The sequence below is a fragment of the Pseudomonas sp. W17 genome, assembly GCF_040268305.1.
Classification (GTDB): Bacteria; Pseudomonadota; Gammaproteobacteria; order Pseudomonadales; family Pseudomonadaceae; genus Aquipseudomonas; species Aquipseudomonas protegens.
Genome location: NZ_CP158490.1, coordinates 6,254,664 through 6,270,071, shown reverse-complemented (window position 1 = coordinate 6,270,071; position 15,408 = coordinate 6,254,664). Strand labels below are relative to the sequence as shown.

Annotated in this window: 14 protein-coding genes; 5 read left to right on the top strand and 9 right to left on the bottom strand. The window is 62.5% G+C overall.

Annotated features, from left to right (window positions below; genetic code table 11):
- The first annotated feature begins 133 nt into the window (after positions 1–133).
- Both ABCR88_RS28830 and ABCR88_RS28825 read left to right on the top strand, forming a co-directional pair.
- Positions 134–454 carry a hypothetical protein gene (locus tag ABCR88_RS28830; protein ID WP_011063656.1) on the top strand — a complete coding sequence of 107 codons (321 nt, stop codon included), beginning with the start codon at positions 134–136 and terminating at the stop codon, positions 452–454.
- Between the two features lie 127 nt (positions 455–581).
- Entirely contained in the window at positions 582–1,343 is a 762-nt protein-coding gene (locus ABCR88_RS28825; RefSeq protein ID WP_015637160.1) for a YdcF family protein, read from the top strand.
- 44 nt (positions 1,344–1,387) lie between these two features.
- On the opposite strand, the gene lnt is transcribed toward ABCR88_RS28825, so the two are convergent.
- From lnt to miaB, 5 genes are all read right to left on the bottom strand, one after another.
- Positions 1,388–2,911 carry an apolipoprotein N-acyltransferase gene (gene lnt / locus ABCR88_RS28820; protein WP_053160199.1) on the bottom strand — a complete coding sequence of 508 codons (1,524 nt, stop codon included), beginning with the start codon at positions 2,909–2,911 and terminating at the stop codon, positions 1,388–1,390.
- A gap of 190 nt (positions 2,912–3,101) precedes the next feature.
- On the bottom strand, positions 3,102–3,941 hold the full coding sequence (locus tag ABCR88_RS28815; protein ID WP_011063653.1) for an HlyC/CorC family transporter: 840 nt from the start codon (positions 3,939–3,941) through the stop codon (positions 3,102–3,104).
- 42 nt (positions 3,942–3,983) lie between these two features.
- Complete coding sequence (gene ybeY / locus ABCR88_RS28810) at positions 3,984–4,442, bottom strand: rRNA maturation RNase YbeY (protein WP_011063652.1); 459 nt, start codon at positions 4,440–4,442, stop codon at positions 3,984–3,986.
- On the bottom strand, positions 4,435–5,454 hold the full coding sequence (locus ABCR88_RS28805; RefSeq protein ID WP_011063651.1) for a PhoH family protein: 1,020 nt from the start codon (positions 5,452–5,454) through the stop codon (positions 4,435–4,437). Before ABCR88_RS28805 ends, ybeY begins: the two co-directional genes overlap by 8 nt.
- A 113-nt stretch (positions 5,455–5,567) precedes the next feature.
- On the bottom strand, positions 5,568–6,896 hold the full coding sequence (gene miaB, locus ABCR88_RS28800) for a tRNA (N6-isopentenyl adenosine(37)-C2)-methylthiotransferase MiaB (RefSeq protein ID WP_232644560.1): 1,329 nt from the start codon (positions 6,894–6,896) through the stop codon (positions 5,568–5,570).
- 134 nt (positions 6,897–7,030) lie between these two features.
- Between miaB and ABCR88_RS28795 the strand changes: the two genes are divergently transcribed.
- Entirely contained in the window at positions 7,031–7,357 is a 327-nt protein-coding gene (locus tag ABCR88_RS28795) for a DUF1820 family protein (RefSeq protein ID WP_007927079.1), read from the top strand.
- Between the two features lie 77 nt (positions 7,358–7,434).
- On the opposite strand, the gene ABCR88_RS28790 is transcribed toward ABCR88_RS28795, so the two are convergent.
- The 4 genes from ABCR88_RS28790 to ABCR88_RS28775 form a co-directional block, all read right to left on the bottom strand.
- Positions 7,435–7,989: a tetratricopeptide repeat protein gene (locus tag ABCR88_RS28790; RefSeq protein WP_350023270.1), complete on the bottom strand. Its 555-nt coding sequence runs from the start codon at positions 7,987–7,989 to the stop codon at positions 7,435–7,437.
- A gap of 218 nt (positions 7,990–8,207) precedes the next feature.
- Positions 8,208–9,491 carry a glutamate-1-semialdehyde 2,1-aminomutase gene (gene hemL / locus ABCR88_RS28785; RefSeq protein WP_337155247.1) on the bottom strand — a complete coding sequence of 428 codons (1,284 nt, stop codon included), beginning with the start codon at positions 9,489–9,491 and terminating at the stop codon, positions 8,208–8,210.
- 17 nt (positions 9,492–9,508) lie between these two features.
- Positions 9,509–10,132, bottom strand: coding sequence for a thiamine phosphate synthase (gene thiE, locus ABCR88_RS28780; protein WP_236186403.1), 624 nt, complete (start codon positions 10,130–10,132; stop codon positions 9,509–9,511).
- 18 nt (positions 10,133–10,150) lie between these two features.
- Positions 10,151–10,948: a hydroxymethylpyrimidine/phosphomethylpyrimidine kinase gene (locus tag ABCR88_RS28775; protein ID WP_011063645.1), complete on the bottom strand. Its 798-nt coding sequence runs from the start codon at positions 10,946–10,948 to the stop codon at positions 10,151–10,153.
- Between the two features lie 289 nt (positions 10,949–11,237).
- Here ABCR88_RS28775 and ABCR88_RS28770 point away from each other — a divergent pair, with 289 nt between their 5' ends.
- Together ABCR88_RS28770 and ABCR88_RS28765 are read left to right on the top strand one after the other, a co-directional pair.
- Positions 11,238–13,604 (top strand): 7TM diverse intracellular signaling domain-containing protein, encoded by a 2,367-nt coding sequence (locus ABCR88_RS28770; protein WP_350023269.1) that lies wholly within the window; start codon positions 11,238–11,240, stop codon positions 13,602–13,604.
- Between the two features lie 74 nt (positions 13,605–13,678).
- Positions 13,679–15,331 (top strand): acyl-CoA dehydrogenase family protein, encoded by a 1,653-nt coding sequence (locus ABCR88_RS28765; RefSeq protein ID WP_041119997.1) that lies wholly within the window; start codon positions 13,679–13,681, stop codon positions 15,329–15,331.
- Positions 15,332–15,408: the final 77 nt, after the last annotated feature.

The window sequence follows — 15,408 nt, the reverse complement described above, 5'->3', positions numbered from 1 at the left end:
CATACATGACCGCACTCTGCCGAGGGAAACCCTGATTGCTCGGGCGGGCCGTTGGTCGCGGCGGCGCGTCGCTTTCGGCTGTCCGACTAAGCTCAAAAAGGGGAGTGAGTCTTATCTTCGATGAGGTGAACGGATGCTTGAATCGCAGCGAAAAGCAACAGAACCGGAGGTGTATGAAAGGCTCCTCAATCGACTGGCTCTGGCCCTGGATGCGGCAAAAACGGCGGATCGACTGCGCAATGAGCGGCCTATCGAGCTGGAGCTGCGGGGTTTGAGCCGGGCGGAGTTTGAATTGATCAGGGCCTATCTGGCCCGCCATCAACGTGAAATGCAGATCAATCCAATGGGCAGTCTGCAACACCAGGAGGTGCCTCGTTCGGCCAAGATCATTTGGCTGAAGGATCAGGCACCCGTCAAGGCATCGGTGAAAGTCCGATCTCAGCAGTTCAAGTAGGTCCCAGGGCCCCTTATCGGGTCGAGCGAGGTCGCGGCCGAGGACCTCGGGAGCAAAAATACCAGGCATTGGTTGTTGCCGGACAGGTATCCCCTTTAGGCTTCGGGCATCTTGTTGGAGATGCTCGATGCCTTTTCGCTATTTCATCAAACAGTTGCTGCTGCCGCCCGGCATTCTATTGCTGTTGCTGCTGCTTGCTTGGGGCTTGCGCCGTTCCCGGCCACGGCTGGCAGGTTGGTGTTTTGCCTTGGGGCTGGGTGGTTTCTGGTTGATGAGTCTGCCGGTCATGGTGGAGTGGGGGGCGCGCGGTCTGGAGCGCCTGCCGCCCTTGCCGCAAAGCCAATGGGCGAGCCTGGCCGAGCAGGCGGATGTGATTGTGGTGCTGGGTTCGGGGCGGGAGCGGGGCGATCCGGCGTGGGGCTCCGATCAGCCCACCGGCGTGGGCCTGGAGCGCGAACGCTATGCCGCGCGCCTGGCCAAGGCCTCCGGGCTGCCGGTGCTGACCAGCGGCGGCTTGCATTACGGTACGCCGCCCACCGAGGCTGCGTTGATGGCGCAATCCCTGCTCGATGACTTTGGCGTGACGGTGCGCTGGCAGGAAGGCCGCAGCCGCACTACCTGGGAAAACGCGCAGTTCAGCGCCGAAGTCCTGCTGCCATTGGGGATCAAGCGTGTGGTGGTGGTGACCCAGGCCTGGCACATGCCCCGCTCGGTGTGGAGTTTCGAGCACGCCGGGTTTGAAGTGGTGCCTGCGCCAGTGGGGTTCCTGGGAATGGATAACGCCCGTCCGCTCGGAGGTTGGATGCCTGAGTTCAAGTCGATCTGGCAGAGCGGGCAGTTGCTCAATGAGGCAATGGGCCAATTGGGCTACCGGTTGTTCTATCGCTGATGGCAATCCGGCTCTCTCGGGAGCCGGATTGCCAGTGAGGGCCCTCAAACGGTCTTGGCAATACGGCTGGCCAGCAAGGCCCAGCCAAACAGCAGGGTGCAGAGCACCACCAGCGGCCAGGAGCGCCATTGCAGATACGGCGTCAGGTTGTGCATGGGCACGACCTCGCCGTACAGAATGCCGCGTTCGAACTGGGGAATCTGTACCGTGATCCTGCCGAACGGATCGATCAGCCCGGTGACGCCGTTGTTGGTCGCGCGAATCATCCAGCGCCCGGCTTCCAGGGCGCGCATCTGCGCCATCTGCAAGTGTTGCAGGGGGCCGATGGAAGTGCCGAACCAGGTGTCATTGCTGATGGTCAGTAGCAGGTCGCTACGGGCCGAAAGGCTGGCGGCGAATTCGGGGTAGACCACTTCGTAGCAGATGAACGGCGCTATCTGATAGCCCTTGGCCTGCAGCAGCGGCTGGTCGGCCGGGCCGCGGGCGAAGTCCGACATCGGCAGGTTGAAGAAGTCGATCAGGCCGCGCAGCACTTCCTGCAGGGGCACGTACTCGCCAAAAGGCACCAGCTTCTGCTTGAGGTAGGTGCCGTCCCCTTCGCCGGTCACGGTGATGCCGTTGAAGTAGCGTTTTTCATGGCGTACCAGTTGGCGCACCGGAACGCCGGTAATTAGCGCGGAATGACGGTCGGCGGCAAAGTTGCCCATCATCGTCAGGTAGCCTTCGGCCGACTCCTTGAGCACCGGTACTGCGGTTTCCGGCCAGACCAGCAGGTCTACGCGCTTGCTGCGAAAACTCATGTCGCGATACAGCGCCAGCTGGGCGTTGAGCTCGGCCGGGTCCCACTTCATGCTCTGTTCGATATTGCCCTGGATGGCGGCGACCGATAGCGGCTCTCCGGCCGGGCTGGTCCAGGCATGGCCTTTCAGGGCCAGGCCCACGACCCAGGGGGCTGCCAACAGGAGCACGCCCGCAACGATGAAGGCTTTGCGCCCGGCCTTGATCAGTCGCGGCAGGTTGTAGAGCAGCGCTGCGGTGAGGGCCAGGGAGAAGGAGATCAGCCAGATGCCGCCCAGCGGCGCAAGCCCGGCCAGTGGGCCGTCAAGCTGGCTGTAGCCGGAATACAGCCAGGGAAAACCGGTGAGGAACCAGCCGCGAAAGGCTTCCTGGCCCAGCCACAGGGCCGCGAATGCCAGGGCGTCCGCCAGCGGCGCTTCATTGCGTCGCAACCAGCGGGCCCAGAGCCAGGCAGGCAGTGCGAAAAACCAGGCGATGGCGGCGATGAAGGCCAGCATCAGCAGGCCGGCAAGCAGGGCCGAGGCGCCGCCATAGGTGTGAATGCTGACGTAGATCCAACTGGTGCCAGCCCCGAACAGGCCGAAGCCGAAGCACCAGCCGCGGCCCAGGGCCTGGCGCGGTGTCAGCTCGCGCAGCCCGGCGTAGAACAGGCCGACTGCCAGCAGCGCCAGAGGCCAGATGTTGTAGGGGGCCAGGGCCAGGGTGGTGATGGCGCCGGCGATCACGGCCAGCAGGTTGCCGGGCCAGCCGGGGCGGGTTGAGCGCTGCAAGAGGCGTTTCATCAGCTCTTTCCTGTGTCGTACCGCGCGAGGCACGAGGAGAATGGTTGGGTTGTTTCAGATGAGCGTCGAGTCACGCAGCGCTGCTCGGCCGATGCGTCCCCGCCCTGTATCGCCTGAGGCCAGGCAAGTGGCCTCAAGACGATATCGCGGTGCGGGGGAGGGCAGATGACCCGTTTCCTCAGCGGGAAATGGGGGTCAGGCGCAGCAGATGAATCCGCCGGCTGTCGGCGTTGAGCACGCGAAAGCGATAGGCGCCGATTTCAGTGATTTCGTTGCGTTTTGGCAAGTGGCCGAACGCACTCATGACCAGGCCGCCTACGGTGTCGAATTCGTCGTCGGAAAAGTCGCTGTCGAAAAACTCGTTGAAGTTCTCGATGGGCGTCAGCGCCTTGATCAGGAAGTCGCCGCTGGGCAGTGGCTTGATGTAGCTGTCTTCCTCGACGTCATGTTCGTCCTCGATGTCGCCGACGATCTGTTCCAGCACGTCTTCGATGGTCACCAGGCCCGCCACGCCGCCGTACTCGTCGATGACGATGGCCATGTGGTTGTGGTTGGCGCGGAACTCGCGCAGCAGCACGTTCAGGCGCTTGGACTCGGGGACGAAGGTCGCCGGGCGCAGCAGGTCCTTGATGTTGAAGCTGTCACCGTTCTCCTTGAGGATCAGCGGCAGCAGGTCCTTGGCCAGCAGGACGCCCATCACGTCGTCATGGCTTTCGCCGATCACCGGGTAGCGCGAGTGCGCCGAATCGATGACTGCGGGCAGGAACTCCCGAGGGGTCTGGGTCGCCTTGATGCTGATCATTTGCGAGCGCGGAACCATGATGTCCCGGACTTGCAGGTCAGCGACCTGGATGGCGCCTTCGACGATGGCCAGCGCTTCGCTGTCCAGCAACTTGTTCTGATGGGCTTCGCGCAGCAGCTCCAGCAGCTCCTGGCGGTTTTTCGGCTCATGGGCAAAAGCCTGGGTCAGTTTGCCCAGCCATGACTTTTGCCCGTTGCTCGATCGATCTTCGCTCATAGCGATTGCTCTGAATCCTTGGTTGTTACAGGGGGTTGTTGATCAGCTTTCGTCGTCTGCATAAGGGTCCGGATGGCCCAGTTCTGCAAGCAACGTTCGTTCCAGCGCTTCCATTTCTTCGGCTTCGTCGTCATCTATATGGTCGTAGCCCAACAGATGCAAGCAGCCGTGAATCACCAGATGGGCCCAGTGGGCCTGAAGTTCTTTGCCTTGTTCAGCCGCTTCGCGCTCGACCACCGCAATGCAGATCACCAGGTCCCCCAGCAATGGGATATCCAGCAGCTCATCCGGTACATCGGCAGGAAATGACAGCACATTGGTGGCGTAATCTTTATGACGCCAGGTGTGGTTCAGCTCACGCCCTTCTGCTTCGTCCACCAGGCGGATGGTCAGTTCCGAATCGGCGGTGCGCTGGCGCAGGGCCAGCTCGCACCACTGGCGGAACTGTTCATCGCTGGGGGCCGGCTGTTGGCTGGCGCGCTGCAGGTCAAGCTCAAGCATCGTGGCGGTTGCCTCGGTCTGCGGCAGCCTTGGCGGCCTCGTCGGCAGCGTGCAGTTCGAAGCGCTCGTAGGCTTCGACGATGCGTTGCACCAGCGGATGGCGCACCACGTCCTTGGGCATGAAGTGAGTGAAGCTGATACCAGGCACATCCTTGAGTACGTTGATCACATGGGCCAGGCCGGACTTGGTGCCCTTGGGCAGGTCGACCTGGGTGATGTCGCCGGTGATCACCGCAGTGGAGCCGAAACCGATCCGTGTCAGGAACATCTTCATCTGTTCCACGGTGGTGTTCTGGCTCTCATCGAGGATGATGAAGCTGTTGTTCAAGGTGCGGCCGCGCATGTAGGCCAGGGGCGCGATCTCGATGACCTGGCGTTCGATGAGCTTGGCCACGTGTTCGAAGCCGAGCATTTCATACAGGGCGTCGTACAGCGGGCGCAGGTAGGGGTCGATCTTCTGGGCCAGGTCGCCGGGCAGGAAACCGAGCTTTTCGCCGGCTTCTACCGCCGGGCGCACCAGCAGGATGCGTCGCACCTGCTCGCGTTCCAGGGCGTCCACGGCGCAGGCCACGGCCAGGTAGGTCTTGCCGGTACCGGCCGGGCCAATGCCGAAGTTGATGTCGTTGCCGAGGATCTCTTTGACGTAGCGCTGCTGATTCAGGCCGCGGGGGCGAATCATGCCTTTCTTGGTGCGCAGGGCCACGGCGGCATCGGCTACCGAAGGGTTGTCCAGCTCTTGCACGGCAGACTCCTGCAAGAACAGGTGGACCAAGTCCGGCGACAGCTCGGTGCCCTTGGTTTCCCGGTAGAGACGGCGCAGAAGGTTTTCCGCGGAGGTGGTTTGCTTGGGTTCGCCGATCAGTTCGAACTGATTGCCGCGGTTGCGGATCTCGATCGTCAGGCGCTGTTCGATCAAGCGCAGATGCTCGTCGAATTGCCCGCACAGATTGGCGAAGCGGCGAGCCTCGAAGGGCTCGAGGATGAAACGATGAGGTTCTATGGGTGCGTTCAAGGTCGTTTTTAGCCGCCCAACGGCAATTAAGATGAATTCAAGGATAACGCCAGCAGCCTGGGTGCGAAAGCTCTTATGCGGAGCAAGGGCTGCTGGGGCTTTTCCCTGCCAGGTTATTGCAGCAGGGAGCCGCGCAGCGAGTGAGGCTGCGCCGAGTCGATGTACACGTCGGCGAACTGGCCGATCAGTGTGGGATTGTCACAGCGGAAGTTGACGATGCGGTTGTTCTCGGTCCGTCCCTGCAGTTCGCCCGGGTCTTTCTTCGAGTAGTCGGTCACCAGGATGCGCTGGGTAGAGCCGACCATTTGTCGGCTGATTTCAAAACCTTGCTGGTTGAGGCGGTGCTGCAAGGCGTTGAGCCGTTCCTTTTTCACCGCCTCCGGTGTTTCGTCGGCCAGGTCGGCGGCCGGTGTTCCCGGCCGTTGGCTGTAGACGAAGGAGTAGGAGAAGTCGAAACCGACGTCTTCGATCAGTTTCATGGTCTGCTGGAAATCCTTCTCCGTCTCGCCTGGGAAGCCGACGATAAAGTCCGAACTGATGCAGATTCCCGGAACAGCCGCCCTGAGCTTGCGCAGCTTGGACTTGTACTCCAGGGCGGTGTGATTGCGCTTCATGGCCGCGAGGATCCGGTCCGAGCCGGATTGCACCGGCAGGTGCAGGTGCTTCACCAGTTCTGGTACTTCGGCATGCGCCTGGATCAGGCTGTCGGAGAACTCCAGCGGATGTGAGGTGGTGTAGCGGATTCGCTCGATGCCATCGATCGCGGCAACCACACGAATCAATTCGGCCAGGTCGGCGATGCGCCCGTCGTGGGTTTGGCCGCGATAGCCATTGACGTTCTGGCCCAGCAGGGTCACCTCGCGGACGCCGTTTTCCGCCAGGTGGATGATCTCGGCGATCACATCGTCGAAGGGCCGGCTGACTTCTTCGCCGCGGGTGTAGGGCACGACGCAGAAGGTGCAGTACTTGCTGCAGCCTTCCATCACCGAGACATAGGCGCTCGGGCCATCGATCCGGGGCTCGGGCAGGTGGTCGAACTTTTCGATTTCCGGGAACGAGACGTCGACCTGCGGCAATTTGGTGATGCGCGCGACGTCGATCATTTCCGGCAGGCGGTGCAGGGTCTGCGGGCCGAAGACCACGTCCACATAGGGTGCGCGGTCGCGGATGGCCGCGCCTTCCTGGCTGGCCACGCAGCCGCCTACGGCGATCACCATGTCGGGATTGGCCAGCTTGAGCTCACGCCAGCGCCCGAGCTGGGAGTACACCCGGTCCTGGGCGCGTTCGCGAATGGAGCAGGTGTTGAGCAGGATGACGTCCGCATCTTCGGCGCGTGCGGTGACTTCCAGGGCCTGATGTTCGCCCAGCAGGTCCACCATGCGCGAGCTGTCGTACTCGTTCATCTGGCAACCGTGGGTTTCGATGTAAAGCTTCTTGGCCATGGACGGGATCATCACGTGATTCAAAGAACCGCGCATTATAGGGGCCATGCCCACAGGTTCCTAGGGTTGTGCATCGGGTAGCTATGCTATAGTTCGCGCCCTATTTTTGTCCCCCGATGTGTTACCCGCCCGCCATGACCAAACGTGAAGCTCCAATCTACAAGGTGATTTTCCTCAACCAGGGCCAGGTGTTCGAAATGTACGCCAAGCAGATCTATCAGAGTGATCTGTGGGGTTTCCTGGAAGTGGAAGAGTTCGTCTTTGGCGAGCGCACGCAAGTGGTCGTTGACCCGAGCGAGGAGAAGCTCAAGGCCCAGTTCGAAGGTGTAGTGCGCAGCTTTGTGCCGATGCACTCGATCGTGCGCATCGATGAAGTCGAGCGCCTGGGTACGCCGAAGATCAGCGAGGCCCGCGGGGTGAGCAACGTCATGCCGTTCCCGATGCCGATGCCGGAAAAATAAGCCTGGCCGATTCCGTCTTTCCGGGAGGGCGGTTGTTTGTGTGGAAGCCGGCTCACCGGCGACTGAGGCGCAAATGCCTACGGCAGGGGCGAGAAGGGTGAACGCCCATCGGCGCTCTGCAGTTCCATCAGGTATTTGCGGAAAATCTGTCCCAGCACCTGGGTCGCTACTTCCAGTTCGTCGCGCTGCATGTGCTCGGCGACTTCGTCGGCGGTGTCCAGGGCGTCTTCGGCGCCATTGACCGCAGCCATCTTCAGCACGATGTAAGCCTGGACGTTATTGGCCGGCACGCCTTCGCCGTGGAAGAACATGGTGCCCAGCTTGAATTGCGCCTGGGCATGGCCTTGCAAGGAGGCCTTTTCGAAGTAGGTCAGGGCTTGATTGAAATCTTGCGGCGCACCTTTGCCCTCGTAGTAGAACTCACCCAACTCGTATTGCGCCTCGGCATCCCCCTCGTCGGCGGCCTTCTGGCAGGCGGTGAGGGCCTCGGCCTGGTCCTGAGCCTGGGGATCGAGGGTGCAGCGACCCAGCGCCGGGATCAACAACGAGTTGCCACCTGCTTGTGCATGCGCGAGCAGGGGCTGAAGGAGCAACAGGCAGCCCAGTGTCAGGGCGCGGCCGGTGCGGTTCATGGGAATCGACTTACCTCTGAGGGGCGCGGGGCCCAGCGTGGGGCCCAATAAGCGCGCATTATGAAATAAGCAGGGCCCACCTTACAAAGTCTTTACTCGTTTTTCTGCTGCGTGGGCGCTATATCCCAAGGATTCATCAGCATTTCCAGGTTTCGCTGGAGAAAATTCAAGTAAAGACTACAACGGGCGTGATGTTTCACACGCCCGCCGTCCAGCGCTTACTTCAGGGCGGCGAATGCCCGCTCTGCCGCATCCAGCGTCAGCTGCAACTCGGCCTCGCCGTGGGCGATGGAGGTGAAGCCGGCTTCGAAGGCACTCGGCGCCAGGTACACGCCGCCTTCCAGCATCAGGTGGAAGAAGCGCTTGAACAGGTTGGCGTCGCTGGCCATCACATCGTCGAAGGTGACGATGTCATCGGCACCGCTGAAGTACAGGCCGAACATGCCGCCAGCCTGGGTGGTGACGAACGGAATGCCTGCTGCATCGGCGCGTTGTTGCAGGCCTTCGAGCAGACGGCTGGTGTAGTCGCTCAGTTCGGCGTGGAAGCCCGGGCGGCTGATCAGGCGCAGAGTGGTCAGGCCAGCGGCCATGGCCAGCGGGTTGCCGGACAGGGTGCCGGCCTGGTAGACCGGGCCCAGGGGCGCGATATGTTCCATGATCTTGCGCTTGCCGCCGAAGCAGCCTACCGGCATGCCGCCGCCGATGATCTTGCCGAAGGTCGACAGGTCGGGTGTCACGCCGTAATGGGCCTGAGCGCCACCGAGGGCAACACGGAAACCGGTCATCACTTCGTCGAAGATCAGCACTACGCCGTGCTGATCGCAGAGGCGACGCAGGCCTTCGAGGAAACCCGGTGCCGGCGGTACGCAGTTCATGTTGCCGGCCACTGGTTCAACGATGATGCAGGCCACTTCCTGGCCTACTTCGGCGAGCATTTTTTCCACCGCCACAATGTCGTTGAAGGGCAGGGTCAGGGTGTGCTTGGCGAAAGCCGCGGGCACACCGGCGGAGCTCGGCACGCCTTGGGTCAGGGCGCCGGAGCCAGCCTTTACCAGCAGGCTGTCGGAGTGGCCGTGGTAGCAGCCTTCGAACTTGATGATGCTGTCCCGGCCGGTGAAGCCTCGTGCCAGGCGAATGGCACTCATGGTGGCTTCGGTGCCCGAACTGACCATGCGCACCATTTCCATCGACGGCACGATGGAGCACACCAGGTCGGCCATTTCGGTTTCCATGGCGGTCGGGGCGCCGTAGGACAGGCCGTGTTCCAGTTGCTTGCGCACGGCGTCCAGGACATCAGGGTGGCTGTGGCCAAGAATCATCGGGCCCCAGGAGCCAACGTAGTCGACATAGCGCTTGTCGTCTTCGTCGGTGACGTAGGCACCTTCTGCGTGTTTGAAGAACAGCGGGGTGCCGCCCACGCTCTTGAAGGCGCGGACAGGCGAATTGACGCCACCCGGGATGTGTTTCTGGGCGTTGGCAAACAGGGTTTCGGAACGAGACATGATCGGGCTCTCAAAAATCAGCTGTTGAATAAGGCGTTGAAGGCGCGGGCGCGGCGGGTCACTTCCTCGGCGCTCTCGGCGCCGAACAGGCCGTGGACCACCGCCAGCAGGTCGGCGCCGTGGTTCACCAATGGTGCGGCGTTGTCCAGGGTGATGCCGCCGATCACGCAGATCGGCAGGTGCAGGCTGGCCCGGGCCTGGTCCAGCAGCTCCAGGCTGGCCGCAGGCGCGCCGGGCTTGGTGGTGGAATTGAAGAAGCGGCCGAAGGCGACATAGCTGGCGCCTTCCTTGGCAGCTTGCTCGGCCAGTGGCAACTGGCTGTGGCAGGTGGCACCGATGATCGCCTGGCGGCCCAGCAAGGCTCGGGCCGGAGTCAATGGGCCGTCAGTCTGGCCCAGGTGCACGCCGGCACCGATACGCGCCGCCAGCTCGGCATCATCGTTGATGATCAAACGGGTCTTGTAGCGCTCGCACAAGGTCAGCAGGGTTTCGGCTTCCCGCAGTCGGCGGGCCTGGTCGTCGCTTTTGTCGCGGTACTGCAACAGCGTGACACCGCCTTCCAGCGCCGCCTCCACGTACTTCAGAAACTTGCCGGCCAACAGTTGGCTGTCGGTGATGGCGTACAGACCACGTAGTTTCATTGAGCAGGCCTCATGACATTACGAGCAGAAATCCAGCGGCAAACGGCGCGGAACGAACTGGCCACGGCCAAGCTGTTCGGCATCGCGTAGGGTGCGCCAGGTGTAATCCAGGGCGGACTTCACCGCACTGGCCAAGTGTTCACCTTGGGCCAGGCGGCCGGCCAGTGCGCTGGCCAGGGTGCAGCCGGAGCCGTGGTAGCTGCCCGGCAAGCGCTGGCAGGTATAGGTTTCGCGCAGGCCGTCACGGCTGTACAGGCGATTGTGGACTTCGTGTTCATCGCCGTGGCCGCCGGTGATCAGCAAATGCTTGACGAAGGGCAGGAGTTTTTCGGCGCATTGGTCGGCGCTGCCTTCAGGCAGTTCCGCGAGAATTCGGGCTTCGGGAAGGTTGGGGGTGGCAATGGTTGCCAGGGGCAGGAGGCGCTCGCGCATGGCGTAGCCGACTTCATCCTTGCCCAGCCGGCCACCGCCGCCGGCGCGCAACACCGGATCGCAGACCACTGGCAGGTGCGGGTGGGCCTGGAGCAGCTCGACCACGGTGTCGACCATTTCCAGGGAACCGAGCATGCCCAGCTTGACCGCCGCTACCGTGGAGTCGTTGAGCACGGCATTGGCCTGGGCCAATACCCACTCGCGATCCAGAACGCGGAAGTCGCTGACATTGACCGTGTCCTGCACGGTCAACGCGGTGACAGCCGGAGCTGCATGACAACCCTGAGCCAGCAGGGCTTCGATATCTGCCTGCAGGCCGGCGCCACCACTGGGGTCGTGGCCGGAGAGACAGAGGACAACGGGGCGAGAGCTGTAGATATTCATGGGCGGCGAGCTTACCACCAAACGTTTTTTTTCGCGGTGCTCGACATATAAGAGGGGGGCGATCTGGCGCCGGCCAGCCCACTTGACCGAAGCAACAGCTCTAGCCCGCTGGATTGCGCTGAAAGCCCCGTTCTAGAGCCTTTAGACTAAAACTTACAATGGTGTTCAATGGCCATCAGCGGCTATGCTAGAGTGGATTCAAATCAATAACAGGTCATGCCGGTTCTACGTCTGCTCAAGGGAAATGGGGGACTTCCTGACACCACCGGACAAGCCACGCTGGGGCTTTATGCACTATTTGCTGATGTTGCTGTTGAGCTTGCCGATGCTGGCTGGCGCCGCCGAGTTCGACGAGTTCACTCAACGCCTGCCCTTGGGCCGAGTGATGCAAGTACTCGAAGACGCGGGGGGTGAGGCGACCATTGCCGATGTCAGCTCGGGGCCTCTGGCTGAACAACTCAAACCCCACGACAAAGACACCCTCAACGCCGGTTATTCGCGCTCGGCGTTCTGGCTGAAGATCGACCTCGACTATCGCCCTGCCAACCCGAGCGCACAACGCAGTTGGTTGCTGGAGTTGGCCTATCCGCCTCTGGACCATCTTGAACTGTACGTCCCTGACGAGTCTGGTGGTTATCGCCTGGCGGGTCGTACCGGGGATGCCTTGCCCTTCGACAGTCGAGAGATTCGTCAGAACAATTACCTGTTCAACCTGAATTTTTCTCCCCACGAGCACAAGACCATCTACCTGCGGCTGGCCAGCGAAGGCTCGATCCAGGCGCCGGTGAGCCTTTGGTCCAGCAGTGCTTACCTGGAAGCCCAGCCGGTGCGGTTGTATGTGCTCGGGCTGATTTATGGCGTGCTGCTGGGGATGCTGGTGTACAACCTGTTCATCTACCTCAGCGTGCGGGACACCAGCTACCTCTACTACATCGTCTATATCGCTTCCTTCGGTCTCTATCAGCTGTCGGTCAATGGCGCCGCAGTGGAGTACTTCTGGCCCGACAGCCCCTGGTGGGCCAATGCCGCGACACCGTTCTTCATCGGTTCGGCAGGTGTGTTCGGCAGCCAGTTCGCCCGCAGCTTCCTGCAGACTTCCCGCCACAGCCCCTGGGTCGACCGTGTACTCCTGGCCTTGATGGCCTTTGGCGCGCTGGTCATGGCGCTTTCACTGATGACCAGTTATGCCCTGGCATTGCGCCTGGCCACCACCCTGGCCCTAGTGTTCACCGTGGTGATCTACGTGGCCGGGATTGTCGCCTGGTGTCGAGGCCTGCGCGTGGCACGCTATTTCATCATCGCCTGGTCGGCCTTTTTGTTTGGAGGGGTGATCAACACCTTGATGGTGCTGGGTTACCTGCCGAACGTATTCCTGACCATGTACGCCAGCCAGATCGGCTCGGCGATCGAGGTGGCGCTGCTGTCCCTGGCTCTGGCCGACCGGATCAATTCGATGCGCGAGCAACAGGCCCAGACTCTGCTTGAGGCCGGGCAGAAGCTTGAAGTGCTGAACCAGCAACTGGCCCACAGCAACCGGCTCAAGGACGAATTCCTGGCCACCCTGACCCATGAGCTGCGGACCCCGATGAACGGCGTCATCGGCTCCCTGGAACTGATGCAGACCCTGGAACTGGATCCGGAGCTGGAGCAATACCAGCAGACAGCGGCCGGCTCGGCGCGGGACATGATGCGCATGGTCAACGGCATTCTGACCCTGACCGAGCTGCAGGCCGGTAAGCTCAGTGCCCAGCGTCAGCCGTTCAGCCTGCGCTCCCTGCTGACGACACTGCAGACCCAATACGGCGCCAGTGCCGCCGCCAAGTCGCTGGCTTTCCAGATCGACTTGAGCGCCGGGCTGCCCGATCGCTTGCAGGGCGACCGCTGCAAACTCAGCCACTGCCTGGAGTGCCTGCTGGACAATGCCATCAAGTTCACCCCTTCGGGCAGCGTGGTGCTGCGGGTGCTCACGCGTTCCGTGTCGGCGCAGCGGGTCAGTCTGAGTTTCGAAGTAATCGACAGCGGTATTGGCTTCGTCAACCTGGATGAAGCGACCCTGTATCAGCGTTTCTTCCAGCTCGATGGCTCCATGACCCGCGAATATGGCGGGCTGGGTATCGGCCTGGCGATCTGTCGGCAGTTGGTGGAGTTGCTGGGCGGGCAATTGACCCACGAATCCACACCCGGCCGGGGCAGTTGTTTCCGCCTGCTGGTGGAGTTCGACGCCCAGGAGCCCGCCCCGCGCTCGCCGGCGGCAGTGGCGCGACGCTTGCCCCGGGACTGTACCGTGCTGCTGGTGGACGACAACGACGTCAATCAGTTGGTGGTCAGGGGCATGCTGCTCAAGCTGGGCTACCAGGTGCGCACCGCCGGTAGCCCTACTGATGCCCTGCAATTGCTCGGGCGTGAGCTGGTCAGTGCGGTGTTGATCGATGGCGAGATGTCCACGGCGCAACTGGGGGCGTTTCGCTTGCAGGCCCAGGCGCTGCCCGGCTATTCCCAATTGCCCATCCTGCTGGCCTGCGTGCCCGGCAAAGAGGGCTGCCCGGCGGGGGCTGGCTCCGACTATCTGGCTAAACCGGTGAAATTCGAGGCCTTGCAAACGGCGTTGTCGAGATATGTGCTCTCCGTTGAGCAGGGCGAAAGCGCCGACATTTAGGCAGGTATGCCACTTTTTTCGGGGTGGGGGCGGTGCTTAACTGGGGTCTTGGCACACCCTGAAGGAGCCCCGCGATGAACCTCCACCAGTTCGCTGAAACCCACGAAGTCACCAACCAGCCGCCAGCTTTGGACGGCGCCAATCTCTATCGGATCGACCTGCCGCTGCAGCAATGGATGCGCCGTTTCGATGCCGGTTGGGCCGAGTCGCGGGTCGACGCCTATGGCGCCCTGGCCGGTGGTCCGTTGATGGAGGCGGGGTTCCTGGCCAATCAGAACAAACCGGTATTTTCCAGCCACGACCGCTTTGGCCACCGGATCGATCTGGTGGAGTTTCATCCCGCCTATCACCAATTGATGCAGGCGGCGATCGAAGCCGGCCTGACTTCGCTGCCCTGGACCGATCCGCAAGCGGGGGCTCACGTTGCCCGCGCCTCCATGACCTATCTGCACAGCCAGGCCGAGGCCGGCAGCGGATGCCCGCTGACCATGACCTTCGCCTGTGTACCGGCCTTGAAGCTGCAACCTGATATCGCCGACCAGTGGCTGCCCAAGATCCTTGCCACCCGGTACGACCCGCGCAATGTCGGCATGCAACACAAGGCCGGGCTGACCATCGGCATGGCCATGACCGAGAAACAGGGCGGCACCGATGTGCGTGCCAACACCACCCGGGCCTACCCGGTGGGGGCTGGCGGCCCCGGGCAGGCGTACGAGCTGGTGGGTCACAAATGGTTCTGTTCGGCGCCGATGTGCGATGCCTTCCTGACCCTGGCCCAGACCGACAAGGGCCTGACCTGCTTCCTCCTGCCCCGGCACCGTCCCGATGACACGCGCAACCAGTTCTATATCCAGCGCCTGAAGAACAAGCTCGGCAACCTTTCCAACGCTTCCAGCGAAGTGGAGTTCCGCGGTGCCCTGGCCTGGATGATTGGCGAGGAAGGCCGCGGCGTGCCGACCATTATCGAGATGGTGGCCATGACCCGTTTCGATTGCATGGTCGGCTCCAGCTCCCTGATGCGCCAGGCCCTGACCCAGGCCAGCCATCACTGTGCCCATCGCACCGTAGGCGGGCGGGTGCTCAGCGAGCAACCCCTGATGCAGAACGTGCTGGCCGACCTGGCCCTGGAAAGCGAAGCAGCCCTGGCCCTGAGCCTGCGCATGGGGCGGGCCCTGGATCATCTGGACGATGCCCAGGAGGCGAAGTTTTCCCGGCTGGTGACGGCGGTGGGCAAGTACTGGATCTGCAAGCGGGCCCCGGCGATGATCAACGAGGCGGCGGAGTGCATGGGCGGTGCCGGTTACGTCGAGGACAGCATCCTGCCACGGCTGTACCGCGAAGCGCCGGTGAACTCCACCTGGGAAGGCTCCGGCAACGTGCAATGCCTGGATGTGCTGCGAGCCTTGTCGAAGGAGCCGGGCGTGCTGGACGCCTTGTTCGCCGAATTGGGTGATGGCCACGGCGACAAGCGCCTGGCCGCCCATATCAACGGGCTGAAGGAGAGCTTCAAGGACACCGGCGACATTCAATACCGTGCTCGTCAACTCACCGAGGACATTGCCCTGGGCCTGCAGGCCAAGCTCTTGCTGGAAGCCGGCAACCAGGTGGTCAGCGACGCCTTTATCGCCAGCCGCCTGGGCGGCCAGGGCGGGCGGGTCTACGGCACCTTGCCGCGTGGCCTGGACGTGGCAGCCATTGTCGCCCGCTCCACCCCTCAGGGCTTCTAACCCTCCCCGGGCGCCGGCTTCCCGGCGCCTGCGGTGATTACGCTGTTCCCGTGGGACGGTCTTGCAGGCAAGATGAA

Bases quoted from the DNA above. Each gene is read 5' to 3' on its own strand.
- ABCR88_RS28830 (WP_011063656.1), top strand. From the start codon at position 134: ATGCTTGAATCGCAGCGAAAAGCAACAGAACCGGAGGTGTATGAAAGG.
- ABCR88_RS28825 (WP_015637160.1), top strand. From the start codon at position 582: ATGCCTTTTCGCTATTTCATCAAACAGTTGCTGCTGCCGCCCGGCATT.
- ABCR88_RS28815 (WP_011063653.1), bottom strand. From the start codon at position 3,941: ATGAGCGAAGATCGATCGAGCAACGGGCAAAAGTCATGGCTGGGCAAA.
- ybeY (WP_011063652.1), bottom strand. From the start codon at position 4,442: ATGCTTGAGCTTGACCTGCAGCGCGCCAGCCAACAGCCGGCCCCCAGC.
- miaB (WP_232644560.1), bottom strand. From the start codon at position 6,896: ATGGCCAAGAAGCTTTACATCGAAACCCACGGTTGCCAGATGAACGAG.
- ABCR88_RS28795 (WP_007927079.1), top strand. From the start codon at position 7,031: ATGACCAAACGTGAAGCTCCAATCTACAAGGTGATTTTCCTCAACCAG.
- ABCR88_RS28790 (WP_350023270.1), bottom strand. From the start codon at position 7,989: ATGAACCGCACCGGCCGCGCCCTGACACTGGGCTGCCTGTTGCTCCTT.
- hemL (WP_337155247.1), bottom strand. From the start codon at position 9,491: ATGTCTCGTTCCGAAACCCTGTTTGCCAACGCCCAGAAACACATCCCG.
- thiE (WP_236186403.1), bottom strand. From the start codon at position 10,132: ATGAAACTACGTGGTCTGTACGCCATCACCGACAGCCAACTGTTGGCC.
- ABCR88_RS28775 (WP_011063645.1), bottom strand. From the start codon at position 10,948: ATGAATATCTACAGCTCTCGCCCCGTTGTCCTCTGTCTCTCCGGCCAC.
- ABCR88_RS28770 (WP_350023269.1), top strand. From the start codon at position 11,238: ATGCACTATTTGCTGATGTTGCTGTTGAGCTTGCCGATGCTGGCTGGC.
- ABCR88_RS28765 (WP_041119997.1), top strand. From the start codon at position 13,679: ATGAACCTCCACCAGTTCGCTGAAACCCACGAAGTCACCAACCAGCCG.